Origin of the sequence: Frankia sp. KB5 (assembly GCF_002099325.1) — a bacterium.
Classification (GTDB): Bacteria; Actinomycetota; Actinomycetes; order Frankiales; family Frankiaceae; genus Frankia; species Frankia casuarinae.
The window spans coordinates 1-23,357 of record NZ_MRUJ01000120.1 but is presented as its reverse complement, the minus strand read 5'-3'; the positions used below and the strand labels follow the sequence as shown (position 1 = coordinate 23,357).

Genomic DNA, 23,357 nt, shown 5'->3' with positions numbered 1-23,357 from the left:
CTGGCACAGGGCGGTGGACAGGAGGGAGGAGCCCGAGGTGCCCGACGGCACCTTGGAACGGTCGGTCGGACTCGGACTCGGGCGTACGGAGGGCGTGGCCGGGGTCCGTAGGCGCGAGATGATCTTTTCCGCATCGTCGCGGCTGCCGGCGCGGATGCCTCGTCGGAGCTCCGCCTGATCGGGCTCCGCAACCTCCGACAGTGGCTGACGGCGGGGGAGTACCACCGAGGACAGCGGAATGCCCTTCACTCCCTGGAAGAGGGCGACGTGTTCGTCGTCGACGCCGACATAGTACTGCCCGCGCACGTAGGTCCACCCGGCCGCGGCACCGGCCGCGATGAGCACGAACACCACGGTGGAGACGAACAGGACCCGCCGCCCGGAGCGCCGTCCCCCGGATCCTTCCGGGTCGGAGTCGTCGCCGTCGTCGTCGCCCCGATCGCTGGCCTGCGCCTGGCGGTCCCGCCGGTGGAAGCCCGGCCGACCGATACGGGCCGCCTTCGCCGCCGCGGACTCGTGGTCGGGGTACTGGGGATTCGGCCCGCTGCGGGCCGGCGACGCGCCGGGAACCGCCCGCTTCTCGGCCGCCGCGCCGGCTACGAGGGGATAGGGCTCCGCCTCGCCGTGGTCCTCCTCGATGTCGGCGACCACGACGGTGATGTTGTCCGGGCCGCCGCCCTTGAGGGCCAGGTCGACCAGCTGGTCGACCGCCTCCTGCGGGGTGGGYAGCAGCAGCGTCTCGAGGATTGTCTCCTCGCTCACCACCCCCGACAGGCCGTCGGTGCACAGCAAGTAGCGGTCTCCCGCGATCGCCTGGCGCACGGAGAGATCGGGCTCGACCTCCCGACCGTCGAGCGCCCGCATCAGCAGCGAGCGCTGCGGATGGGTGTTCGCCTGCTCGGGGGTGATCCGACCCTGGTCCACGAGATCCTGCACCAGGGTGTGATCGTGGGTGACCTGGCTGAGGACGCCGTCGCGCAGCAGGTAGGCCCGGGAATCGCCGACGTGCAGCACCCCGAGCATGTCACCGGAGGAGAGCACGGCGGTCACCGTGGTGCCCATGCCGTCCAGCGCGCTGTTCTCCAGCGACATCTCGCGCAGCTGCCGATTGGCGTCCCGGACGGCCTCGTTCAGCTCCGTCACGAGATCGTCGCTGTCGATCGCGTCGTCGAGATCCGCCAGGCGGGAGATCACCGTTGAGCTGGCGACCTCCCCCGCGGCATGACCACCCATGCCGTCGGCCACCGCCAGCAGGCGGAGCCCGGCATAGGCTGAATCTTCGTTTCCTTCCCGTACGTGCCCGACATCCGAGCGGACGGCGAAGTGAAGCCTGAGGCTCACCGGTGGAGCTCCAGGACCGTCTTCCCGATCCTGACCGGCGCGCCGAGAGGTACCGGCATGGGACTGGTCACCTTCGTACGGTTGAGGAATGTGCCATTGGTCGAGCCCAGGTCCTCCACGAACCACTGCCCGTCGTGGGGCACGAGTCTCGCATGCCGCCCGGATGCGAAGTCATCCTCGAGGACCAGAGTCGAGTCCTGTGCCCGTCCGATGGTGACAGGTGCCGTTCCTAGCGGGATCGTTGTGCCGGTCAAGGGGCCTTTGGTCACCACGAGTTTGCTAGGTGTCTGTGGCTTGCGTGGAGGTTGGGGTGGAGTGCGCGGCGGCGTCGGCCGGACCAGGGGGGGCGGCTCGCGCCGCTRCTGACGCTTGGTGGGGCCGAACATGTCCAGCCGGACGGCGCGCACGGCGACCAGAACGAATCCCCAGAGGAGGGCAAGGAATCCGATCTTGACAACCAGCAGTACGAGTTCGCTGGGTTCAGTGGGGTCCATCGGGCGCTACCAGCCTCGAGCCGATCTGGGCCGGCCACGTCGACCATCCCCGCCGGGAGGCTCCGCGGCGGCGCGGYCGGGGAGCTCCGTGTCGGCGTCRTACACGTCGTCGAGGGGTTCGAGYCCATCGGGCGGCGAACCGGAGCCGGGCCGGCGGCCGGGGTTGCTCGGCTCGCGGTAGGGGTCGGCTCGCCGAGGAGCGTCGGCTCGCCGAGGAGCGTCGGTTCGCCGAGGAGCGTCGGCTCGCCGAGGAGCGTCGGCTCGCCGAGGAGCGTCGGCTCGCCGAGGAGCGTCGGCTCGTCCCTCACGCCCGTCACGGGGGTCACGGTGATAGGGGTCACGACCACCGTGGTCGCGCGGCTGGTCGTAGCCGTGATCCCGTTCCGGTGTCCGGTCCCGGTACGGGTCCCTCCGGTTCTGGTATGAATCGTCCCGGTACCCCGGCCCACCGCGCCGATCACGATCGGCGTACGGGTCGACACGGCCGGCGTGTGGCGACGAGCCGCGCCGGTACGGGTCGTCCGGCGCGGGCGTGGGACGGCGGTCCGGCGGGATGGTCTCCCGGCCCCCGGCCTGGGCCGGCGGAGGTGTTCCACGGGCGCCCACGCGCGCCGGACCATTCCCCCGCCCGTCCTCGCGACGGAAGACGATCGTCGCGGTACCGAGCTCGATCTTGTCCCCGTTGACCAACTTGACCTGCGTCGCCGCGCGACCGTTGACCAGGCTGCCGTTGGTGGACCCGGCGTCGACGTAGAGGAACTGCCCGTCGGGAAGCCGGCGTATCTCGCCGTGGCGACGAGACACACCGGTGTCGTTCAGGCGGATGTCGCACTCGACGCTGCGGCCGATCACGGTCGTCTCGGCGTCCAAGGGATACTCCCGTTCCCCTCCGCCCGCGGGCCCTCCCGGGGCCTTCGTGGTAATGACGAGGTGCGGGGTGCCGGGAGCGCCCGGTCGGGGAGGGCGTGCGCGCCGTTCAGTCACCGCTCCCGGGTCCGCGGCGGCCACGCTGCTGCGGACCCGGAAGACGYCGACATCGAGATCGGTGGCCTCGGACATCCGCACGGACACCGGGCCGACGAAGGTGTAACGCTGCTCGGCCGCATGCTCGCGAACCATCTCGGCGAGCTCGTCGCACAGCGCCCGGTCGTAGGGGGCGAGCCGGGCGAAGTCGCCGCCGGCGAGCTCGACGGCGAACTCGTTGGGCACCAGCACCCGGTTCGAACTGACCGCCCGCCGATCGTCGGTTTCCCGGGCCAACGCGCTGGCGATCTCGACGGGCTCGACTCCGCCCTTGAACACCTTCGCGAACGCACCCTCGACGAGGCCGCCCAGGCGCCGTTCGAAGCGTTGTAGCACGCCCATGCTCGACCTCCCTTCTCCCGGTCTGTGAGATCGTATGCCCCCGGGCGCGGACGTCCCACGGCTCGGCAGCTTGACATGTTCGCGACGGGCCCGACCCCCCTCCGTGAAGGACATCTCCGGCGTGGTAGCGTGTCGTCTGGTCAAGAGATAGTCCCACTCGGGCGAGTGGCGGAATGGCAGACGCGCACGGTTCAGGTCCGTGTGTCCTAGCGGACGTGGGGGTTCAACTCCCCCCTCGCCCACGCAAGCCCCTGGCGGCGCGTGCTGCGCCGTCAGGGGCTTTCGTCATGCTGGCCGGGGGGCCGAGCCGCCCCGAGCCCCCCGCGTTGCGCCTTCGGCGCTGCCTTGGTTGGCTGGCTGCGCGGAGAGGCTCAGCCGGCGGGGCTGCCCACCGACGGCGTGGAGACGTCCTCGATGCGCACCGCGTAGTCCTCGATCACCGGATTGGCCAGCAGGGTCGAGGCCAGGTGCTCGACCCGGGCCAGGACCGCGCCGTCGAGGTCCGTGCCCTCCTCCAGCTCCAGCTCGAAACGCTTGCCCTGGCGGACCCCGACGATCCCACTCACGCCGAGGCGCGGCAGCGCGGCGAGCACCGCCTGCCCCTGAGGGTCGAGAATCTCCGGCTTGAGCATCACATCCACCACAACCCTGGTCACACCCGCGGACACTACCGGTCGAGYGGCGTAGTGAGCCGGATCTCGCCCGCCCGGGGCGTACAGATCGTACAGATCCGGTAGGCGATCTTGGATAATGYGGGCTTCCCGGGAACATCGGCCCTTAAGCTCGGCTGGTGTCGTTCTGGCGGGCATCCGTCCCGGTCGTCGGGTTCGATCTCGATCTGACCCTGTTGGATGCCCGGCACGGCATCCGGGCGACCTTCGCCGTCCTGTCCGCCGAGACCGGGGTGGCGGTGGACGCCGAGACGGTCGTCGCCCGGCTCGGCCCGCCGCTGGAGACGGAGCTCGCCCACTGGTTCCCGCTGGCCGAGGTCGCGGCCGTGGCGGCCCGCTACCGCGAGCTCTACGCGGTCCACGCGCTGCCGGCGTCGCTGCCGATGCCGGCCGCGGTGGCCGCGGTGGCCGCGGTGCGGCGGCTAGCCGGCCGGGTAGTGGTCGTCACCGCGAAGAGCACGGCGCTGGCCCGCGCGAGTCTGGACCGGATCGGCATCACCGCCGACGTGGTGGAGGGAGCCCGGTTCGCGCAGACGAAGGGCGAGGCCCTGCGCGCCCACCGCGTGGACGTCTTCGTCGGTGACCACGTCGGCGACATGGTCGGCGCCCGCGACGGCGGTGCTCTCGCCGTCGGGGTCGCCACCGGGCCCTGCTCGGCCGCCGATCTGCTCTCCGCCGGCGCCGACGTCGTCCTCCCCCGGCTGGCCGACTTCCCGCCCTGGCTGGTCGACGAGGCCCGGCGCCGACGACAGCCGGGCTGACGCCGCGACGCGGTGGGCCCGGCGGGGGTCCGCACCCCCGGCCGTGAGATCAAGGAACTACCGGGAACGGGTGACAGGATCTGCCCGTGAACCGGTGCCGTCCCCGGGGTGGTCGGCGTCCCCGGGACGATCGGCCTCCCTGCGGGCCCCGTGGTCGGGCGGATGTGGGTTGTTCACGTAGAGATCGGGATCGCTCTCCTCGGGAATCCGGGATCGGGCGGCGGCGAGCACCCCCACCAGCGCCACGGCGAACCCGATGGTCAGTCCGCCGCCGGCGACGGCGTTCAGCCAGGTCGGCAGATTCTCGGCGCCCAGGAAGAAGGGGATCACCGCCGCCGCCGTGGCGACCAGACCGGTTCCGAAGAGCACGGCCCCGATCCGGACCAGCCGATCCGCCCAGGTCACCGGCGGCGGGGTTGCGACCGGAGCCATGACCTCGCTTACCGCACCGCCGGCCACGGGTCCGACCTGCCGGGACGAGGGTTTCGCCGACACGTACGACAGCCTACGAGGATGTGKTGCCGAACGCGGGCCGGGCCACTGTCACGGGAGGGAGATGGGCGCACCCGACAGCCGATCGCTACCGAAGACGCACGCGACGTGCGGCCGACGGATAGCCTGGGAATCACTCATCTTCCGTTGCGTTGTCCTGCCGTTACACAGAACGAGGTCGCCCGTGCCCACCGGCAAAGTCAAGTGGTTCGACGTCGACAAGGGCTTCGGCTTTCTCAGCCGGGACGACGGCGGCGACGTCTTCGTGCACAAGGCCGCCCTGCCCGCCGGGGTCGACCGGCTGAAACCCGGCGACCGGGTCGAGTTCGGCGTCGCCGCCGGGCGGCGTGGCGACCAGGCACTGTCGGTCCGGCTGCTGACCGCCCCGCCGTCGGTCGCCAAGGCGGCCGCCCAGGCCGCGCGGCGCAGTCCGGACGAGCTGCACAGCATGGTCGAAGACATGATCAAGGTGCTGGACGACGTGCAGCGGGACCTTCGTCGCGGCCGGTATCCCGACCGGCGGACCGCCCAGCGGGTCGCCAAGGTCGTGCACGCCGTAGCCAACGAGTTGGAGGTCTAGACCGGCGGCAGGAAACCGACCCGTCGGCCGCACCCGGTGCACACCGCGACCTGGGCGCCCGGTTCCTCGTCGGACGCCGCCAGGTGGGTCAGTGGCACCGGGCCACCGCACCAGGGGCAGAGCAGCCAGGGGCCGTCCACCCCGCGTGGCCCGGGCTCGGACGGACCGGATGTCACGTTTCCGCCAGCACAACGGTCACCCTAGCCGCATCCATCGAATCCGCTGTCGAATCCGCTGTTCCCATCAGATCAGCGACACCGGCCGAGCCAGCCACATCAATCGGGATCCGGGCATGAGCCGAGATCGAGCCCTTCATCAGATTGGCCACACTGGTACGCATCGGTTCACGATGCCTCCTCGGTTAGGGCCTCATCCGCCGCGGCCTGCGCGCCGTGGCGGCAACACATTGTCGGGGAGCCGACCGGTCCCGTCGGCGGGGAGCCCGCGTGCGACTGGAAGCGTTGGCAGTGCGGCAGACTGCGAACGTAGACCAGACCGAACCATGAGCAGCCCCGCAGCCGGCCGCGGTGGCATCGCCGAGGGCCGTCCCACCYCCGCTGATCGGCGGAGGGCACGGATCGGCGGTCGGAACGAGGCGTCGGATCGGGATTCGAGAGGCATTCGTGTGACAAGCAGTGGACAGCGGTCGTGATCACAGCCGTGCGGTGCTGACCGTGGCCGACAACGCCGCACGCATGGGTCCCGGCCGCTCCGAACCAGGTGATCCGCTCAATCCACACGAGCCCCGGTCGGTCGGCCCCTACGTTCTGCTCAGCCGGCTCGGGGTCGGCGGCATGGGCACGGTCTACCTGGCGAGGAACCGGGCCGGACGGCGGGTTGCCATCAAGGTCATCAGACCGGACCTGGCCGCCGACGAGGAGTTCCGCCGCCGGTTCCGGGCCGAGGTCGAAGCGGCACGCAAGGTTGCTCCCTTCTGCACCGCCGAAGTCCTGGACGCGGATCCGAATGCGCCCGCGCCGTACCTCGTCACCGAGTTCATCGACGGCGTCCGGCTGGACATGCAGGTCGACAAGGGCCCGCTGACCTCGTCGACCCTGACCGGACTGGCCGTGGGGGTCGCGACGGCGCTCACCGCGATCCACAGCGCCGGCCTCGTCCATCGGGATCTCAAGCCCAGCAACGTGATGCTCTCACTGTCCGGGCCACGCGTGATCGATTTCGGGATCGCGCAGGCCCTCGAGGGCGCGAAGGCGAAGCCCACGGCATGGGGCTTCGGCTCCGCCGGGTGGATGGCGCCCGAGCAGGTGCACGGCCAGCCCATCGGTCCGGAGGCGGACGTCTTCGCCTGGGGCATCCTCATTGCCTACGCTGGTACCGGCCGCCACCCGTTCGGCGACGGTACGGACATCGACCTCGGCATGCGCATCGTCGGGTCCGCCCCGGACCTGCGCGGTCTGCCGCAGCCACTGGTCGGCCTGGTCAGCGCGGCCCTGGCCAAGCATCCCGACGACCGGCCGAGCGCCCGGGACCTGCTGCTGCGGCTCATCGCGCAGCCACCCTCCCGCGGTACCGGTGCCATCGGCGAGGCGATGGGTCAGGCCGAGGAGCTCCTGAGCAGAACCGGCGAGGTGCCCCGCGCCGCCCCGACCCGGATCGGCCCGGCGACCTCGGCTCCCGCGCGTCAGGTCCACTGGAACGCGGGCGCTCCCGCCGCCCGGGCGGGCCAGGGACCGGGACAACCACGCCAGGCACCACCGGGGCAGTCCGGTGCGCACAGCCCGAGGGGACGCCCCGGCCCGCGGCCCGCCCAGCTGGGCGAGCGGATGGGTGGGCAGGTCCCCGGCGCGCCGCCGGGGCCGTGGTCCGGCCAGGCTCCCGATCGGCACGGGCCGGTACCGGGCGAGCCCGGCGCGCCGTACCCGTCCTTCGCCCAGCCGCCGCCGGCCCGCGGGCTCGATCGCAGGCGACTCGTCTGGATCGCCGTCATCGTCCTGGGCGCGCTGATCGCCATCGCGGTCGTGGTCAGCCTGCCCGGAAAGAGCGGCCAAAATGGTTCCGCGGAACAGTCGGCGGCCACGACCGTCCCGTCGCGCTCCACCGGTCCGAGCACGGCACCGGGTCCGGCCAGCGGCCTGAACCGCCCCGTCACGGATGGCCAGCTCGAGTTCATCGTGGATTCCTTCCGATGCGGGCAGACCAAACTCGGTGACGGACTGCTCGCTCGGCACACGGACGGCCAGTTCTGCCTGGCCCACGTGACCGTGCGCAACATCGGCGACTCCACCCGCACGCTGGTGACCTCATCCCAGTTTCTGTGGGACGGCGGCGGCGGCCGGCACAGCGCCGATTTCCTCGCCCGCTTCCAGCTGAGTAACGAGGATCTGTGGGATTCGATCAACCCGGGTGACCTCAGAGCGGGCACCATGGTCTTCGACATCCCACGGGACGCCACGGCCCAGGAGTTGGAGCTGCACGACAATCCGGTGAGCGCGGGAGCCCGCGTTCCCGTCCCCTGACGGTGGCCGACCAACCCGGCGGGCCGATCTCCAGTTAATGTCACCCTCGATCCGAACGGACCCGAAGCGGGGCGAGCACTTCCCACGGGTTCCGAACCGTCGAGGTGGGGAGTCCGGTGCGAAGAAGCGGTGTCGGTCCAGATCGTCACGGACCCGGTCGGCCCGGTCGACCCGGCGGAGCCGCGGCCCTCGCCGTCCTCGCCGTTTTCGTCCTCGTCGGCGGCCTGACCGGTTGCAGTGACCTTTCCGACCAGACCGGAACGTCCAACCAGGTTGGTGCCCCGACCGCCAGCGGCTCGGCGCTGAAGCTGCTCGCCACCCTTCCGATCAAAGCGGAGGACAACTCTCCCAGGTACCGCCGGGACGAGTTCGGGCCCGCCTGGTCGGACATCGACGACAACGGGTGTGACACCCGTAACGACATTCTGCGGCGAGATCTGCGCAGCACCACCATCCGCAGATCGGACGGCTGCACGGTGCTGACCGGCGAGCTCCGGGATCCGTACACCACCAGAATCATCCGTTTCGACCGTGGACGGAACTCCGCCAGCGTGCAGATCGACCACGTCRTCCCCTTGGCGGATGCGTGGCGGACCGGCGCGCTCAACTGGACCGCTCGGGAACGGCTCCAGTTCGCCAACGATCCGGAGAACCTGCTGGCTGTCGACGGTCCCACGAATCAGCGCAAGAGCGATCACGACGCCGCCKAATGGTTGCCGCCGAGCCCGGGGGAGCAGTGCCCCTACGTCGCGCGCCAGGTGGGATTGAAGGCCCGTTACCGCCTGTGGGTCGTCCAGGCGGAGGCGGACGCGATGCGCGCCGTTCTCCAGAAGTGCCCGAACCAGCCGGCACTGGGGCTGACCCCGAGCGGCTGACCGGAAGCCCGCGGCGCTGAATCATCCGAGAAATGCGGAGCAGCCGGCGGGGTCGGCCCGGACCCGGCGGGGTCGGCCGGCGGTTCTCAGCGGACGGTGGGCGCGGCGCCGCTCTCGCTCACCATCGGGCGGCCGTGCGCCTGCCAGGAGAGCATCCCGTCAGTYAGGTTGCGGACCTGCCAGCCGCCCTGCCTGAGGTAGTTGGTGACGGCGGCGGACCTACCGCCCGAGCGGCACACCACGACGACCTCGCGTTCCCGGGGAACCTCGTCGAGCCGGGCGACCAGTTCACTCATCGGGATGTGCAGCGCGCCGGCGATGTGACCGGCGGAYCACTCGTCGGGCTCCCGCACGTCCACCATCAGCGGGGCACCGTCCGCGGAAAGCTCGACCGGTAGCTCCGCGACGCCGACAGCCGGTATCTGATCGGTACTCACGTCTCCATCCTGCCATCAGGACCCTCCGAGGGGGCTCGCGGTTCAGCGCAGCGGCCGCGGAAGCACGGGGACGAGGTCGGCGTCGGCGGCGCGGGAGAGCAGGGCCTCGACGGCGGCGAACCCTTCGTCGCCGAGGTCGAGGCTGAACTCGTTGACGTACAGCTGGATGTGGGCGTCGACGACGTCGGGCGTCATCTCCTGGGCGTGGGCGAGGACGTAGTCGGCGCTGGCGGCGGGATCGGCGAAGGCCGCGGCGACRCTCGCCCGCACCGCGGCGGACAGCACCGGACCGTCCAGCCCCCGGCGGGCGAGGATCGCGCCGAGCGGAATGGGCAGCGAGGTCTGGCCCTCCCACCAGTCGCCAAGGTCGACGAGCGCCGTCAGTCCATAGGACGGGTAGGTGAAGCGGGACTCGTGGATGACGAGCCCCGCGTCATACGCGCCATCGCGGACGGCGGGCATGATCTTCTCGAAGGGAAGCACGTCGACGTTCGTCACGCCCTCGTCGGCCGCCCACAGCCGGAACAGCAGGTAGGCCGTGGTGCGGGTGCCGGGGATGGCGACCCGGGCACCGCGCAGGTCCGACCGCCCGGCGGTGAGGACGAGTGGGCCGCAGCCGCGGCCCAGGGCCCCGCCCGCCGTCAGCAGCTGATACCCGGTGAGCAGCCACGGCAGGGCGGCGTAGGACACCTTGACGAGGTCGTCCCGCCCGTCGGCGGCCCGGGTGTTGAGGACGTCGATGTCGGCGAAGGTCACCGACACCTCGGGTGCTCCCGGGACGAGTCCGTGCGCGAGGGCGTGGAAGGCGAACGTGTCGTTGGGGCAGGGCGAGATGGCGAGCGAGAGCGGACCCGGAAGGTTCGAGGTGGTCGCCCGGCCAGCACCCATCTCAGTGCTCTCCCGTCCCGTGGTGGCCGCTGTTCCCGTGGTGGCCGCGGGCACCCGGGTGCCCGGCCGGGATCGTGGTGGAGACGTCGTTCGCGGTGGCCACCGGTGCGGCCRTCACCAGGCCGTCCGGGTGGGTGACGAGTGCCGCGGCGGYCGTGCGGAGGCTGGCCAGCGCGACCGGCAGGTTCCAGCCGGACCGGTCCCGGCGCCCGACCGTGTTGCTGATGGTACGGATCTCCACCACCGGGACGCCGAAGGCCCGGGCGGCCACCCCGACGGCGTACCCCTCCATCGACTCCGCCACCGGGTCCAGCCGCTCGGTCAGCGCCGTGGCCCGACGCTCGGTGCCCGTCACCGTCGACACGCTGATCACGCTACCCGTGACGATCCGCCGACCGGTGACGTCGAGCACCGTGCCCAGGCGGTGGACGAGGTCCGGATCCGGGACCACCGTGGACGAACCGAGCCCGAGATCCTCCAGGCTCAGGAACGACCCCGCGGGGTTCGACGAGTGGGCGAGGCCGCCGCGGGGTGCCGGCGCGCCGTTGCTGTGGAACCCGAGATTGCGGTCCATCTCGCTGATGCGGCCGATCGGCGGAGCGGGCGGTTCCTCGTCAAGGCCGGACTCCGCGCCGAGGTCGGCGGCGACGATGCGATCGGCGAGGACGATGTCCCCGATCTCCGCCCAGCCGCGGAACCCACCGCCGATCCCCATCGCCACCACCAGGCTGAACGGCTGCCCCGCCGCGCTCGCCACCGACAATGCCACCGCGGTGYCCGCCGCCGCGGCCGGGCCGCCGGTGCCCGCCGCGAGCACCGTCACCGGTCCGCGTCGCCGGCCCACGTAGGGGCCCAGGGTGGAGGTGGTGAGAAGCTGGCGGTCCCATTCGGGGGACACCAGGCTGCCCGGTCCGACGGGGGTTCTGGTCCGACCGCTCGACCAGCTGCCCATCAGGCCGGCACACACCGCGTCCGCTTCGGCGGTCACCGCGGTCACGATCAGGGTACGGCTCACGATCAGGTCCGGATCATGATCTGGGGACGTCCTCGTCTGTTGTCGCATGCTGTCGGTCGATTCACCCGAACACCACCGCACCGGACGGCTGGGTAACAGCGCGGGATTTTCGATGGGGTRCAAATCGGACTTGTTGCCGGACCTTAGCAYCGCKGACGACGCTGCGTGGTCCCGGTGGGGAGGTGTGGCACGCYGCGCGCACGGTGTATCCCCGTTCGGGGGCTGGTGTGCGCGGGTCGTTGGTTCCGGTCCGGCGGCGGAGTGGCCGGCGGCGGAGTGGCCGGCGGCGGGTCAGGGCTTGAAGGTGACCAGGAACGGCCAGCTTCCCGACGCCTGGTCGCTGGAGCTGCCCGCCTCGGGAAGCGCGAACACCACGAGCAGGGCAGGCGTGTTCTTGGCGGGAACGTACCGGTAGTGCGTCTCGCTGATCTTGTCGGTCACCCGCTCCCTGCCCAGGACGAGGAAGTAGCCGCGGTCGGCGACCGACGTCGGCACGTCGATGTTGATGGCGCTTCCGGGCCTGACCGTGATGTGCGGCGGTGATACCGATTTCTGGATCACCGTTCCGTCCCGCTCGTACTGCGCGGCGTTCGTCCGCACGAAGTGTCCCCCGGACTCCATGGTCACCAGGGGAGTCGGTCGCTCGCAGCCGCTCAGGCCGAGGCCGACGACGACCGCGGCGGCGAGAGCCGCGGCGAGCCGCCGGAACGGGAGACGGCGGAGGAGGTGGGGCGTGCGCACGGTCGGAGGGTATCGCCGCCCGTGCGGTGGCGTCGCTCGCCGTCAGGGCCTTCAGCCGCTGGCCGGTGGGCACGGTGGCCCGGGTCACGTCGCTGGCGTGCCGGATCAGTTCCGGCGCCGCCATCGGAGGCCGCGGGCCGTTCGTCGGCGGTCAGGCCGGGTCGGACCGGTCGGATCCTGGAGCGTCGCCGGAATGGGGAGTGGGGCCTGCCGCCACGGGTCGGCCGGTGGCAGCGGCGTTGACGCGGTCGCGTGGGCCGACGGGGGCATGGGTGTCGGTGTGGGCATCGGTATCGGCGGGGGCATGGGTGYCTGCGGGGGAACCCCTGGGTGACCGAGTGGTTTCGTTGTGTCCGGATCGTTGTGGGCGGGTGGGCGGTTGCGGGTGTCCGCGCGGAACTGGGTGYGGGCGGCCAGCCGGGACCGACGCAGCGCGCCGGCCTCCACGAACAACGTGATCCCCATCGCCGCCGCGGCCACCGCGAAGCCGACCGTCCCGGGCATCTCGATCAGTCCGAGGCCCCCGCCGGCGACCCAGGCCAGCTGCAGACCGGTCTCAGAGCGGGCGAACGCGGAGTTGCGGGTGGTCTCCGGGATGTCCCGCTGGATGATCGCGTCCAGCGCCAGCTTCCCCATCGACCCCGCCATGGACGCCAGCAGCGCGGCGACCAGCGAGGTGAACTTGGTGTAGGTGATCGCCGCACCGAGGCATCCCCCTGCCGCCAACACCAGCGCGAGCATGAGGATGCCCTCGGGACGGCGCCGGCCGAGCCGGCCGCCGATGAAGACTCCCAGGCCGCTGCCGGYGCCCGCGCAGACCGCGAGCCCGCCCAGCCACAGGTTGTTCCCGCCGTTGGTGCGCAGGAGGAACGCCAGATAGAACGTCAGGAAGCCGACCAGACTGCGTAGCACCAGGGCGGCGCGCAGCGCCACCGGCAGCGTGCCGAGGAACGCCCGGATCCGCGCCCCGACGCCGCGCCGGGCCACGCTTGAGGGAAGCGGGCCGCGCAGCGGCTGCTCACCGGCGGCGGAGTCGACGTGCCCGGGCAGGTTGAACGCCAGTAGGACCCCGGCCATGTAGACGAGGGCACAGATTCGCAACACCCAGGGATAGCCGACGAAAGGGATGTTGGCGATGCCCAGCCCGACGGGTGCCACGACCGCCCCGGCGACGATGTTTACCAGCGAGATCCGTGARTTGATCGTGACGAGCGTGAGTTCCGCCGGGGCCACCCGGGGAATGACGGCGCTGCGCGCGACGCCGAACCCGCGGGAGAGCACGARCAGGCCGAGCGCGAGGGGGTAGACGGCCAGCCCGTCGAGTGCCCCCGCGAGCTGCCACGCCAGCAGCCCGCGGCCCAGGCAGATGGCGRCGAGCGCCGTCCGCCGACCGTAGGCCACCCGGTCCAGCAGTGGACCGATGACCGGCGCCAGCAGGGCGAACGGCACCATGGTGACCAGTAGGTAGAGGGCGACCTTCGACCGGGCCTCGCCGGACGGGACGGCGAAGAACAGCGAACCCGCCAACGCGACGGTCACCAGCGCGTCCCCGGCGGCGTTGACGAACGACAGCTCCGTCAGCGACGACAGCCCCGACCGGTCGGCGTCATTGCCGCGCACACTCGCCCGCAGCCGGCGCAGGCTGTTCACCACTGTGCTGCCCAGGTTCACCCTGCCCAGTGTCCTCGTCCTGGACCGGCGCCGTCCTGGACCGGCGCGGCGCCGTCCTGGACCTGCGCCACTACGACCACGTCGGGCGGTGGATGGGTTCGTGGGTGAGAATACTTCCCGTGGATGCTCCCGATGTTCGTAGGACGGTCCGGTCCGGGCGGGAACCCGTGGCCGATCCGACCTGTGCGGCCGCCGTCGACCTGGCCCGGCAGGCTGCCGTCGAGGAGGCGGGGTCCGCGGCGGAGGTCGGTGCRCATCTCGGCGTCGAGAGCGAGGGGGACCGCCTCGTCCTGCACCGGTTCGCCTGCCTGGCGCGGGCCTATCCCGGCTGGGTCTGGACAGTGATCGTTACCCGGGCCGCGCGGGTGCGCAAGGCGACGGTCGACGACGTCGTGTTGATGCCCGGGGACGGGGCCATGCTGGCGCCCCCGTGGGTCCCCTGGTCGGAGCGGCTGCGGCCGGGCGACGTCGGGATCGGGGACCTGCTGCCGACCGCCATCGACGATCCTCGGCTCGCGCTGCGCACAGAGGACGCCGAGGAGTTCGTCGACACCGACGTCTTCCTTGAGCTCGGTCTGGGGCGGGCCCGGGTGCTGTCCGTGACCGGGCGGGAGGAGGCGGTCGAACGCTGGTACGCGGGTCCCGCCGGCCCGGACGCATCCATCGCGAAGGTGGCGCCCGCATCCTGCCTGACCTGCGGATTCCACGTGCGGCTCGCGGGTGCGCTCGGCCGGATGTTCGGCGTCTGCGCCAACGAGCTCGCACCGGACGACGGCCGGGTCACGTCGATYGACCACGGCTGTGGGGCGCACTCGGAGGCACTGGTGGCTCCTTCGGCGCATCCCGAACCCGTCCTGTTCGACGAGGACCCCTCCGACCTGGAGCCGATCGACGTCGAGCTGGTGGGTGTGGCCGCCCATCCGCCGGGTTCGGTGGACGACAACGGGGCGGGCGAGACCGCGGACGGCCCGGGACCGGAGCCCTACGGCCACTCCTGACCGGCCTCGCCCGCCGGGACTTACTCGGATTTATCCGGACGTACTCGTGTCTAGGTGAGCCGGCCGAACAGTGCCGGCAGCGTTCCCTCGTGCGCCGCGCGCARCTCGTCGAGGCCGACGGTGAAGGCGTCCTGTACGTCGAGGGTGTCCCCGTCGACGACACCGACACGCCGCCACGGCAGGCCCCGCACCTCGCACATGTCGGTGAAGCGCAGTTCCTCCGCGCGGGGCACCGCGACGACGGCGCGGCCGGCCGACTCGCTGAACAGYTCGACGAACGGGTCCGATCCGGCCGGCAGGATGATCCGGGCGCCGTGCCCGCCGCGCAGGCACGACTCGACGAGCGCCTGGGCGAGCCCACCGTCGGAGAGGTCGTGCGCGGCGGTGAGCATGCCGTCGCGGGAACCGGCGACGAGGATCTCGCCGAGTAGCTTCTCCCGGGCGAAGTCGACGGCCGGCGGCTCGCCGCCGAGATGGCGATGCGTCACCCACGCCCACTCCGAGCCGCCGAATTCGTCGGCGGTCTCGCCGAGCAGGATCAGGACGTCCCCCTCCTCGGCGAAGCCGATGGGCGTCCGGCGCGTGACGTCGTCGAACAGGCCGAGCACCCCGATCACCGGGGTCGGATGGATCGGCGTCGAGCCGGTCTGGTTGTAGAACGAGACGTTGCCGCCCGTCACCGGGAGGCCGAGCCGCCGGCAGCCCTCGGCGAGGCCCGCGCACGCCTGGGCGAACTGCCACATCACCTCGGGGTCCTCTGGGGAGCCGAAGTTCAGGCAGTTCGTCACCGCGATCGGCACCGATCCGGCGGCGGCCACGTTGCGGCACGCCTCCGCCAGGGCGAGCTGGGTGCCGGCGAACGGGTCGAGCCGTGCGTACCGTCCGTTGCCGTCGGTGGCGAGCGCGATCCCCAGGCCGGTGGCCGCCGACAGCCGAAGCACGCCCGCATCTTCCGGCTGGGCGAGCACGGTGCCCGCCTGCACGTACCGGTCGTACTGGTCGGTCACCCAGGCCCGCGAGCACAGGTTCGGGGAGGCGACCAGCCGCAGCAGGGTCTCCCGCAGCTCCGGCCCGGTCCGTGGCCGGGCGAGCCGGGCGGGCGTGGGTGCGTCCGCCCGGACCAGGTCGAAGTCGACCGGGCGGCGCAGGGGGCGCTCGTAGACCGGGCCATCGTCGGCGAGTGATCCGGGCGGAACGTCGACGACGACCTCGCCGTGCCAGCGTACGGTCAGCCGACCGCTGTTGGTGACGGTGCCGATCCTGGTCGCGAGCACACCCCAGCGCTCGGCGAGGGCGAGAACCTCGGGCAGCGCCTCGGGCGTGACGATCGCCAGCATGCGCTCCTGGGACTCGCTCGCGAGGACCTCGTGCGCCGCCATCGACGCCTCGCGCAGGGGCACGAGGTCGAGGTCGACCTCCATGCCGCCGGGCTGGCCGGTGGCGATGCCCGCGGCGGTGGTCTCGGTCAGCGCGCAGGTCAGCCCGGCGCCGCCGAGATCCTGGATGCCGGTGACGAGCTTGCGGTCGAACAGCTCCAGGCAGGTCTCGATCAGGATCTTCTCGGTGAACGGGTCGCCGACCTGCACCGAGGGTCGCCGGGCCGGGCCGCCGCCCTCGTCGAAGGTTGCCGACGCCAGTATCGAGACGCCGCCGATGCCGTCCCGGCCGGTCTTGGCGCCGAGCAGGACGACGGCGTTGCCGACCCCGGTCGCCGCCGACGTCTGCACCCGATCGACCGGCATGACCCCGACGCACAGGGCGTTGACCAGCGGGTTACCCGCGTAGGTCGGGTCGAAGACGACCTCGCCGCCGATGGTGGGCAGGCCGAGGCAGTTGCCGTAGCCACCGATGCCGGCGACGACCCCGGGCAGGACCCGGGCGGTGTCCGCCGCGTCGGCCTCGCCGAAGCGCAGCGGGTCGAGCACGCCGATCGGGCGGGCCCCCATGGTCAGGATGTCACGGACGATGCCGCCTACACCCGTCGCGGCCCCCTGGTACGGCTCGACGAAGCTGGGGTGGTTGTGCGACTCGATCTTGAAGGTGACCGCCAGCCCCTCGCCGACGTCGACGACGCCCGCGTTCTCCCCCATGCCCACCAGCAGCCGGTCCGTCAACGGGGTGTCCCGGAACTGCCGCAGATGCACCTTGGAGGACTTGTAGGAGCAGTGCTCGCTCCACATCACCGAGTACATCGCGAGTTCGGCGTCGCTGGGCCGGCGACCGAGGGTCGCGATGATCCGGGCGTACTCGTCGTCGGTGAGCCCCAGCTCCTGGTAGGGCTGCTCGGCGGGGGGACTCACGGAGGTGGCCGCGGGGGCGGCGGGGTTGCCGGTCACCCTCCCATCCTCGCCGATATCCCCTGGTCCGGGCGCCCGGGTGGGCCAGGAGACCCCTTCGTAACCAAAAATCCTTCTTTAAGAGGAAAAAGCCGACAAAAAGCCGGACAGCACCGAGGTGAACATGCGAAGCCCGTCGACCCCGGGGCCGGTGAGGTCGTCGACAGCATGCTCGGGATGCGGCATCAGGCCCACGATCGTCCGGCTCTCGTTACAGATCCCGGCGATGTCGGCCGCCGACCCGTTGGGATTCCCGCCGACGTAGCGCACCACAACCCGCCCGGCCGCCTCGAGTTCGGCGAGCACGTCCGGGGCCGCAACATAGCGGCCATCCCCGTGCTTCACCGGGATGACGATCTCCTCGCCGTCCTGGTAGCCGCGGGTCCAGGCAGTGCCCGGCGCCTCGACCCGCAACCGCTGGTCGCGGCAGACGAAGTGCAGTCCCACGTTGCGGGTCAGTGCCCCGGGGAGCAGGCCGRCCTCGCAGAGCACCTGAAACCCGTTGCAGATGCCGAGAATCGGCAGGCCCGCGCGGGCCGCCGGGACGAGGGCCGCCACCATGGGCGAGAACCGGGCTATCGCACCGGCACGCAGGTAGTCACCGTAGGAGAATCCGCCGGGCAGGATGACGGCGTCAACGCCGGCGAGATCGCTGTCGCCATGCCAGAGGGAGACCGGTTCGGCACCGGCGGCCCGCACCGCGAGCGCCGTGTCCTGGTCATCGAGGGAGCCGGGGAAGGTGACGATCCCGATCCGGGCCGGCGAGTCCGCCTCAGTCATTACCACACCCATCGCGATACCCGCCCAGATTCCTCGGAGTCCACTCCCGTCAGCGTAGCCGGTCGAATCGTGGGGCGGCCGATCGACGAAGGGAGCGGCGGGGGACGGCGGGAGACGGTGGACGGCGGGAGATGGTGGACGGCGGGAGACGTCAGACCGGATGGATGCCCTCGGCCACCTCCGGGCGGGAAGCGGGCCGGAGCCCCGTCCGCGCCCGGCTCAGCCGCGCCCCGGGAGCGCTCTCCTCCCAGGTGAGAGTCTTTTCCAGATGCACGCGGGTGCCCCGATGGGGGCTGTCCACCTGGTGGAACTGCACCCGGTCCATCAGAGCGCGCATGAGAAAGATGCCGCGGCCTTGCTCGGGAACATTATCCGGCCTGGGGGAATCGCCATTCTGGCGGGCTGTCCGATCGAGCTCATCCGCGCTGTCGAAACCGTCGCCGCGATCGCTCACCTCGATGACAGCGACTTCGTTGTCCACTCCCACAAAAACCTCGTACTCGTCGCCGGCATGAGCATGTAGAAGAACGTTGTCGCACGCTTCGGTCAAGGCGATTTCAACATCGTCAATGCATTCTTTATTGACGCCCAGGACTTTCAGGGACTGCGTACAGATACGTCGAATCACGGGTATGGAGATCTCATCGTGGGGCAACGACAGGCTTACTTTGATCTCCATGTCGGAGGGTGTACCCGCGTCACGCATCGTCAACCGAACGACCTACGCCGACACAGRCTCGATCCGGTCACATGTCATCGGTCATCGTAATCGGTTATTGCGATAGGTTGTCGCAATCGGTTATCTCAATCGGGCGGCAAGGGCCCGGCCCAGCTCGGTGYCCGAGCGCCAGGCACTCTCGATCTTCGGTGTTCCCCAGCCGTCGCCGGCGAGCCCGATCCCACTGCTGGACAGGTAGTACGGCTGTTCGTGCGGACGGTCCGGGCGAGCGAAGGTCCACTTTTGCACATACGTCCAACTGGGTTGCATCGTGATGGTGAGCAGGCGCCGTAGCGCCGCGACGAGATCGGGCCCGGCCGCCGCGGGGTCGGCCAGCCGCGGCCGCGCGAAATCCGGCGTCGAGTGGGCGACCAGGACGGCGGCATTGTCACCCCGGCGACGACCGTCGTCGGCGATCCAGGCAATCGTATCGTCGTCGTGGACGAAGGCTCCGTCGATCGGTGCCCAGCACCGGTAGGGCCAGCCGGCGAGCAGCGCCAGCACCGGCGACCAGGGTCGGCCGGCGAGCTGCGCCCGCTCCTCGGTGCAGGCCGGGTCGAGATGGCGCAGCGCCTGCGGGTCGGGCATCGCGAGGACCACCGCGTCGGCGGCCTCGTCGTCAACGCGGGGACCCGGGGTGACCCGGCGGATCGGTGTGGACTGCGTGACCTGCACCCCGGCTCGGGAGGCGAGGTCGGCGACCAGGGAACGCAGCCCGCGCGGGGCGGCGTACCGCAGCGGGCCGGAACGCGGCTCGGCCAGGGTGGCGGTCGGCCCACTGATTACCGACATTCGGTGCGTCCAGGGGCGTACCAGGCCACGGATGAACCAATCGTCCACGACTTCGCGGAACTCCGGCGAGGTGGCGGTGAAGTACGACGCGCCGGAGTCCACGATGCGCCCGTCTATCCACCGTGAGGCCATCCGTCCGCCGATCACGCGGCCCCGGTCACGGACATCCACGGTGATTCCCTCGGCTAGCAGTGCGCTGGCGCAGGCGATCCCAGCAATGCCCCCGCCGGCGACGAYGACCTTCGCCACCGATCCCCCTATATCGAGATGAATGCCGCGGGCGCCGCATGCCGATTGGCCTTTCACCGGTTCCCGCGGCGTCGCCCTCCTGGATGTGTCGCCACGGTGACGGTGGCTTGCGGACGAGCGTTGATGATGCTCGCCATCAGTCCCGCCAGTGCCCGTCCGCCGAACGGCTGTGTTCATCGTGCCCATTGAGGAGGGGTCCGCGTGCGGTATCCGTGGTGATGCTTTCGCAGCGACGGGATAGTCCCTGCCGCGGAAGAGGGTTATCCCTGAACGGGCGCCCGAGATACCGGGGATGCATCTGTCGTTGACCGGGTCTGTCGTTGACCGGGTCTGTCGTCGACCGGGTCTGTCGTTGACCGGATCTGTCGGCTGTCGGCCCTCCGTCAGCCCGCTCCCGCGACGGGATCGGTGGTGTTTGCCACGGCCACGGCCGCCACCCGGTACCCTCGTCATCCGCCGAGCATGGCTTAGCCTTACCCGCAGGAAGTCCATGACCGCGCGTGACGGTCTCTACCTCAGGAGGTCGTGATCGCTCGCCGACCCGCACCCCAGCGTCCCGGCACCCGCCCGGCACGAGTCGCCACGCCCGGCTCTGGCGGGGGAGCCGCACGGAGCCGTCGCCGCCCGTCCGTCCACGGATCCGATGGTGCCATCCCCGCCGTCGGACCGCGGGAACCCTGTCCCTGCGGGTCGGGCCGTCGTTACAAGGCGTGCCACGGCGAGCGGAACCGGCCGGCTCCCGTGCTGCGCCCGTTCGCGGGCCGCCGCGACGAGCCGGACCTGGTCGCCCTGCGGGAGCTGGTGCCCAGCGCCACCGCGCCGCTGGCCCTGGCGGCGGCCTACCTCGCCGACCATCCCGAGCACGCCGACCGGCGCATCACGCTCTGCACGATGCTGCCGCAGGCCGCCCCCGCCCTGGTACGCGAGGACGGCGAAATCCTGGTCGCCCTGCAGATCGCCCTTCCGGGTCTGGACGTATCGCGGGACGTCGCCGGTGCCCTGCTCGCCGCACTCGCCGCCGAGCCGGGGAGTGCGATCGACATCCCGCCCGCCTCCGCGCCGCGCCTCGTGGAACAACTGCCCGCGGGACTCGCCGGGTTGCCCCGGCTCACCGACCTGCTGGACCCGGCGCCCCTGGACATCACCGTTCATTCCGGATTCGGATGGTGGCTGCCACCGTCCGACGAGGAGAGCGGTCCGAACCCGGAGGTGGCGGTGATGCTGGAGCGCGCCAACGCCACCGTGGTGCCCACCGTACGGCTCACCTCGGTGCCGGCCGCCTACTGGTGCCATCCCGGTGACCGCTGGCACCTGCGGTGGGCGCTTCCGCTGGCCTGGCCGGGTGCGGCGGGTGCTGCGGCGGGCACCGACTCCGAGGCCGAGGCGGTCGCTCCCATCGGCGCGGGCGCCGACGTCGCCCCCACCGAGGAGGCGTTGCTGGATGCGCTGGCTCGCCTGGCCGCGGCCGAACGTCTCACGGTGGGGGAGGGCTCCAGGTTCATCGGGTTCTTCCGCGCCGCCGGGCTCGTCGTGCCCGTCTGGGATCTCGCGCCCGGAAGCGAGGCGGGTAGCTGTGAGGAGCCGGCCGCCGCGCTGCGGGTGGCCTACCAGAGGGCACTGGCCGACACCACGGCACTGACCGCGCACGAACGCCGGGTGCGGGCGGGTCTTGTTGGACGCAGCCTCACCCTGCGCTGACGGCATCGGCGCAGACCGCGCTGCCTGGGCGGGGTGCGCTGCCTGGGCGGGGTGCGCTGCCTGGGCGGGGTGCGGTGTCGGGAGGATGGAGCGCTGTGAGCAGGGTTGACGACCCGGAGAACACCTTTGACGTCATTGTCGTCGGGGCGGGTCCGGCCGGTGGCAGCGCGGCGCGGGCGGCGGCGAAMGCCGGGGCCCGGGTGTGCGTGCTCGAACGCTCGGCGGTACCTCGTTACAAGACCTGCGGTGGCGGCCTGGTCGGCCTTTCGGCGGATCATCTCGGCATCGAACTGGCCGGTCTGGTTCGAGCCAGCGTCAGCTCCCTGACGATGACCTGGGACGGCCGCTTCGAGGTCACCCGCGGCCGGTCCGGCGGCCGTCCCTGGATGTCGATGGTGATGCGATCCGATCTGGACGCCGCTCTCCTGGCCGCGGCGGCCGCGGCCGGCGCGACCGTGCGGACCGGTGCGCACGTGGTGGGGCTGACCGAGAGCGGRCCGGGCGGGACCGGGATCGCCGAGGACGCCGGGGATCAGGACGACGGTTGGGTGACCGTGCGTCTGCGTGCGGGGGCGGACCTGCGCGCTCGGGTGGTGGTGGGTGCGGACGGCACCTCGGGTCGTTGCGGCACCTATGTCGGTGTCCGCTGTGACCAGGTCGACGTCGGCCTGGAGGGCGAGTTTGTCGCCGACCCGGCGCGTGCCGCGCGATGGGCCGGACGCATGCTCATCGACTGGGGGCCGGTGCCGGGTTCCTACGGGTGGGTGTTCCCCAAGGGACGGGTGCTCACGGTCGGCGTGATCGGTGATCGTGCCGAGGGCGCCGCGCTGCGCGCCTATTACACCCGGTTCGTCGACCGTCTCGGGCTCACCGACCTGCCGCGCCAGCATGACTCCGGACATCTCACCCGGGTGCGGGCCGTCGCCTCCCCGCTGCGGCGGGGCCGGGTGTTGGTCGCGGGGGRCGCGGCCGGGCTCCTGGATCCGTGGACACGCGAAGGCATCTCGTTCGCATTACGGTCGGGTCGGCTCGCCGGGGAGGCGGCCGCCGCGGCGAGTGTGGGCGTCGGTCGCGCGAGGGCGGGCGTGACCCGGGCCGGGGGGGTAACGGATACAAGGCCCACTGGCCCGGGCGCCACGGCGCTCGACGCCTTGGCGGCCTATCCCGCGCGCGTCGAGGCGATCCTGGGCCCCGAGATGGCGGCGGGACGAGAGGTCCTGGCCGCGTTCACCCGCCGGCCGGGCGCGATGCACACGGTCATGGCGGCTCCGGGCACCTTCGGGCTGTTCACCCGGCTCATCGAGGGACGGACCACCATCGCCCGGCAACTGCGTCGTCCCGGCGTGCGGGCGGCGGTGGCGGCACTGAGGCACTGAGGCACTGAGGCACTGAGCTGCTGAGCTGCTGAGCTGCTGAGCCACTGAACTGCTGAGGCAGCCGGCGGTGTCAGCGGCGTCAGCCGCCCGGGTAGCCGCGGCGTTCCTCGCCGAAGCGTTCGGCTACCGCGCCGGCGATCTCCCGATAGGCCGCCCGCGTCTCCCGTTTCAGGTTCGACAGCACGATCCGTCCCCCGTCGGCCAGATGCGGGTCGAACGGGACCCGGACCACCCGTCGCGTCCGGGCTTCAAAATGCCGTTCCAGCGTGTCGACGTCGACCCGCTCGCCCTGGACGGGGAACATCGAGATCACGGCGACCGCCTCGCGGACATGGTCGGAGTAGCCGTGCGCGTCCAACCAGTCGAGGGTGGCGCTCGCGCTGGACCCGCCGTCGGCGCTGGCGCTGCTCACGATCACCAGCGTGTCGGCTAGCTCCAGCACCCCATGCATCGCACTGTGCAGGATGCCCGTCCCACAATCGGTCAACAGGATCGAGTAGTGCCGTTGCAGCAGATCGTCGGCTGCCCGGTAGTCGGCGTCCCCGAAGGTGTCCGACAGCTCCGGATCGTTGGCCGACGCCAGCACCTCCAGCCTCGAGTCG

22 protein-coding genes, 1 tRNA gene and 1 pseudogene are annotated in these 23,357 nt (G+C 71.4%); 8 read left to right on the top strand and 16 right to left on the bottom strand.

Going from position 1 to position 23,357, the window contains the following annotated elements; genetic code table 11:
- The 3 genes from KBI5_RS13035 to KBI5_RS13025 form a co-directional block, all read right to left on the bottom strand.
- Window positions 1-1,341 (bottom strand): PP2C family serine/threonine-protein phosphatase (locus KBI5_RS13035; protein WP_085015375.1); only part of this gene is annotated, 1,341 nt, incomplete at its 3' end.
- Window positions 1,338-1,835 carry an FHA domain-containing protein gene (locus KBI5_RS13030; RefSeq protein WP_085015374.1) on the bottom strand — a complete coding sequence of 166 codons (498 nt, stop codon included), beginning with the start codon at window positions 1,833-1,835 and terminating at the stop codon, window positions 1,338-1,340. The genes KBI5_RS13030 and KBI5_RS13035, both read right to left, overlap by 4 nt.
- A 6-nt stretch (window positions 1,836-1,841) precedes the next feature.
- Window positions 1,842-3,200: a DUF3662 and FHA domain-containing protein gene (locus KBI5_RS13025; protein WP_085015373.1), complete on the bottom strand. Its 1,359-nt coding sequence runs from the start codon at window positions 3,198-3,200 to the stop codon at window positions 1,842-1,844.
- A 159-nt stretch (window positions 3,201-3,359) separates the two neighbouring features.
- Here KBI5_RS13025 and KBI5_RS13020 point away from each other — a divergent pair.
- A tRNA-Leu gene (locus tag KBI5_RS13020) sits at window positions 3,360-3,442 on the top strand.
- 129 nt (window positions 3,443-3,571) lie between these two features.
- On the opposite strand, the gene purS is transcribed toward KBI5_RS13020, so the two are convergent.
- Window positions 3,572-3,856, bottom strand: a complete 285-nt coding sequence (gene purS, locus KBI5_RS13015) for a phosphoribosylformylglycinamidine synthase subunit PurS (protein ID WP_011438783.1) — start codon at window positions 3,854-3,856, stop codon at window positions 3,572-3,574.
- A 134-nt stretch (window positions 3,857-3,990) separates the two neighbouring features.
- On the opposite strand from purS, the gene KBI5_RS13010 reads away from it, so the two are divergent.
- Window positions 3,991-4,632, top strand: coding sequence for a haloacid dehalogenase-like hydrolase (locus KBI5_RS13010; RefSeq protein ID WP_011438782.1), 642 nt, complete (start codon window positions 3,991-3,993; stop codon window positions 4,630-4,632).
- A gap of 57 nt (window positions 4,633-4,689) precedes the next feature.
- On the opposite strand, the gene KBI5_RS27000 is transcribed toward KBI5_RS13010, so the two are convergent.
- The gene (locus tag KBI5_RS27000; RefSeq protein WP_023840636.1) at window positions 4,690-5,127 is read right to left on the bottom strand and encodes a hypothetical protein; all 438 of its coding nucleotides are present in this window, start codon (window positions 5,125-5,127) and stop codon (window positions 4,690-4,692) included.
- Window positions 5,128-5,308: 181 nt separating this feature from the next.
- Between KBI5_RS27000 and KBI5_RS13000 the strand changes: the two genes are divergently transcribed.
- Window positions 5,309-5,704, top strand: coding sequence for a cold-shock protein (locus tag KBI5_RS13000; protein ID WP_011438780.1), 396 nt, complete (start codon window positions 5,309-5,311; stop codon window positions 5,702-5,704).
- Window positions 5,705-5,876: 172 nt separating this feature from the next.
- On the opposite strand, the gene KBI5_RS26340 is transcribed toward KBI5_RS13000, so the two are convergent.
- Window positions 5,877-6,044: a hypothetical protein gene (locus tag KBI5_RS26340; protein WP_023840638.1), complete on the bottom strand. Its 168-nt coding sequence runs from the start codon at window positions 6,042-6,044 to the stop codon at window positions 5,877-5,879.
- Window positions 6,045-6,399: 355 nt separating this feature from the next.
- Between KBI5_RS26340 and KBI5_RS12990 the strand changes: the two genes are divergently transcribed.
- Together KBI5_RS12990 and KBI5_RS12985 are read left to right on the top strand one after the other, a co-directional pair.
- Window positions 6,400-8,181 (top strand): DUF4352 domain-containing protein, encoded by a 1,782-nt coding sequence (locus KBI5_RS12990; protein WP_049761147.1) that lies wholly within the window; start codon window positions 6,400-6,402, stop codon window positions 8,179-8,181.
- Window positions 8,182-8,297: 116 nt separating this feature from the next.
- The gene (locus tag KBI5_RS12985; protein WP_085015372.1) at window positions 8,298-9,056 is read left to right on the top strand and encodes an HNH endonuclease family protein; all 759 of its coding nucleotides are present in this window, start codon (window positions 8,298-8,300) and stop codon (window positions 9,054-9,056) included.
- An 86-nt stretch (window positions 9,057-9,142) separates the two neighbouring features.
- Here the strand turns inward: KBI5_RS12985 and KBI5_RS12980 are convergent, their stop codons facing one another.
- From KBI5_RS12980 to KBI5_RS12960, 5 genes are all read right to left on the bottom strand, one after another.
- The gene (locus KBI5_RS12980; protein WP_085015371.1) at window positions 9,143-9,493 is read right to left on the bottom strand and encodes a rhodanese-like domain-containing protein; all 351 of its coding nucleotides are present in this window, start codon (window positions 9,491-9,493) and stop codon (window positions 9,143-9,145) included.
- Between the two features lie 42 nt (window positions 9,494-9,535).
- Window positions 9,536-10,381, bottom strand: coding sequence for a 1,4-dihydroxy-6-naphthoate synthase (locus KBI5_RS12975; protein ID WP_011438776.1), 846 nt, complete (start codon window positions 10,379-10,381; stop codon window positions 9,536-9,538).
- A 1-nt stretch (window position 10,382) separates the two neighbouring features.
- Window positions 10,383-11,396: a futalosine hydrolase gene (gene mqnB, locus KBI5_RS12970; protein WP_085015370.1), complete on the bottom strand. Its 1,014-nt coding sequence runs from the start codon at window positions 11,394-11,396 to the stop codon at window positions 10,383-10,385.
- Between the two features lie 291 nt (window positions 11,397-11,687).
- Window positions 11,688-12,137 (bottom strand): hypothetical protein, encoded by a 450-nt coding sequence (locus tag KBI5_RS12965; protein WP_011438774.1) that lies wholly within the window; start codon window positions 12,135-12,137, stop codon window positions 11,688-11,690.
- Between the two features lie 105 nt (window positions 12,138-12,242).
- Window positions 12,243-13,808, bottom strand: coding sequence for an MFS transporter (locus tag KBI5_RS12960; protein WP_085015369.1), 1,566 nt, complete (start codon window positions 13,806-13,808; stop codon window positions 12,243-12,245).
- A gap of 92 nt (window positions 13,809-13,900) precedes the next feature.
- Here KBI5_RS12960 and KBI5_RS12955 point away from each other — a divergent pair, with 92 nt between their 5' ends.
- The gene (locus tag KBI5_RS12955) at window positions 13,901-14,806 is read left to right on the top strand and encodes a DUF3027 domain-containing protein (protein WP_011438772.1); all 906 of its coding nucleotides are present in this window, start codon (window positions 13,901-13,903) and stop codon (window positions 14,804-14,806) included.
- A gap of 50 nt (window positions 14,807-14,856) precedes the next feature.
- On the opposite strand, the gene purL is transcribed toward KBI5_RS12955, so the two are convergent.
- The 4 genes from purL to KBI5_RS12935 all read right to left on the bottom strand — a co-directional run bounded on the left by purL (window position 14,857) and on the right by KBI5_RS12935 (window position 19,681).
- The gene (gene purL, locus KBI5_RS12950; protein WP_011438771.1) at window positions 14,857-17,142 is read right to left on the bottom strand and encodes a phosphoribosylformylglycinamidine synthase subunit PurL; all 2,286 of its coding nucleotides are present in this window, start codon (window positions 17,140-17,142) and stop codon (window positions 14,857-14,859) included.
- A 78-nt stretch (window positions 17,143-17,220) separates the two neighbouring features.
- Window positions 17,221-17,934 carry a phosphoribosylformylglycinamidine synthase subunit PurQ gene (purQ, locus tag KBI5_RS12945; protein ID WP_085015368.1) on the bottom strand — a complete coding sequence of 238 codons (714 nt, stop codon included), beginning with the start codon at window positions 17,932-17,934 and terminating at the stop codon, window positions 17,221-17,223.
- A 139-nt stretch (window positions 17,935-18,073) separates the two neighbouring features.
- Window positions 18,074-18,628 (bottom strand): ATP-binding protein, encoded by a 555-nt coding sequence (locus tag KBI5_RS12940; RefSeq protein ID WP_023840645.1) that lies wholly within the window; start codon window positions 18,626-18,628, stop codon window positions 18,074-18,076.
- A 93-nt stretch (window positions 18,629-18,721) separates the two neighbouring features.
- The gene (locus KBI5_RS12935) at window positions 18,722-19,681 is read right to left on the bottom strand and encodes an FAD-dependent oxidoreductase (protein WP_198537689.1); all 960 of its coding nucleotides are present in this window, start codon (window positions 19,679-19,681) and stop codon (window positions 18,722-18,724) included.
- A 651-nt stretch (window positions 19,682-20,332) separates the two neighbouring features.
- On the opposite strand from KBI5_RS12935, the gene KBI5_RS12930 reads away from it, so the two are divergent.
- Together KBI5_RS12930 and KBI5_RS12925 are read left to right on the top strand one after the other, a co-directional pair.
- Entirely contained in the window at window positions 20,333-21,379 is a 1,047-nt protein-coding gene (locus KBI5_RS12930; RefSeq protein WP_235186879.1) for a DUF5926 family protein, read from the top strand.
- 95 nt (window positions 21,380-21,474) lie between these two features.
- Window positions 21,475-22,755, top strand: coding sequence for a geranylgeranyl reductase family protein (locus tag KBI5_RS12925; protein ID WP_085015366.1), 1,281 nt, complete (start codon window positions 21,475-21,477; stop codon window positions 22,753-22,755).
- Window positions 22,756-22,834: 79 nt separating this feature from the next.
- On the opposite strand, the pseudogene KBI5_RS12920 reads toward KBI5_RS12925, so the two are convergent.
- Window positions 22,835-23,357, bottom strand: a pseudogene (locus KBI5_RS12920) (hypothetical protein); the annotation flags it as partial.

Excerpts from the sequence above, each read along its gene's own strand:
- KBI5_RS12990 (WP_049761147.1), top strand. The coding sequence starts at position 6,400 with ATGGGTCCCGGCCGCTCCGAACCAGGTGATCCGCTCAATCCACACGAG.
- KBI5_RS12940 (WP_023840645.1), bottom strand. The coding sequence starts at position 18,628 with ATGCGTGACGCGGGTACACCCTCCGACATGGAGATCAAAGTAAGCCTG.
- KBI5_RS26340 (WP_023840638.1), bottom strand. The coding sequence starts at position 6,044 with ATGCGTACCAGTGTGGCCAATCTGATGAAGGGCTCGATCTCGGCTCAT.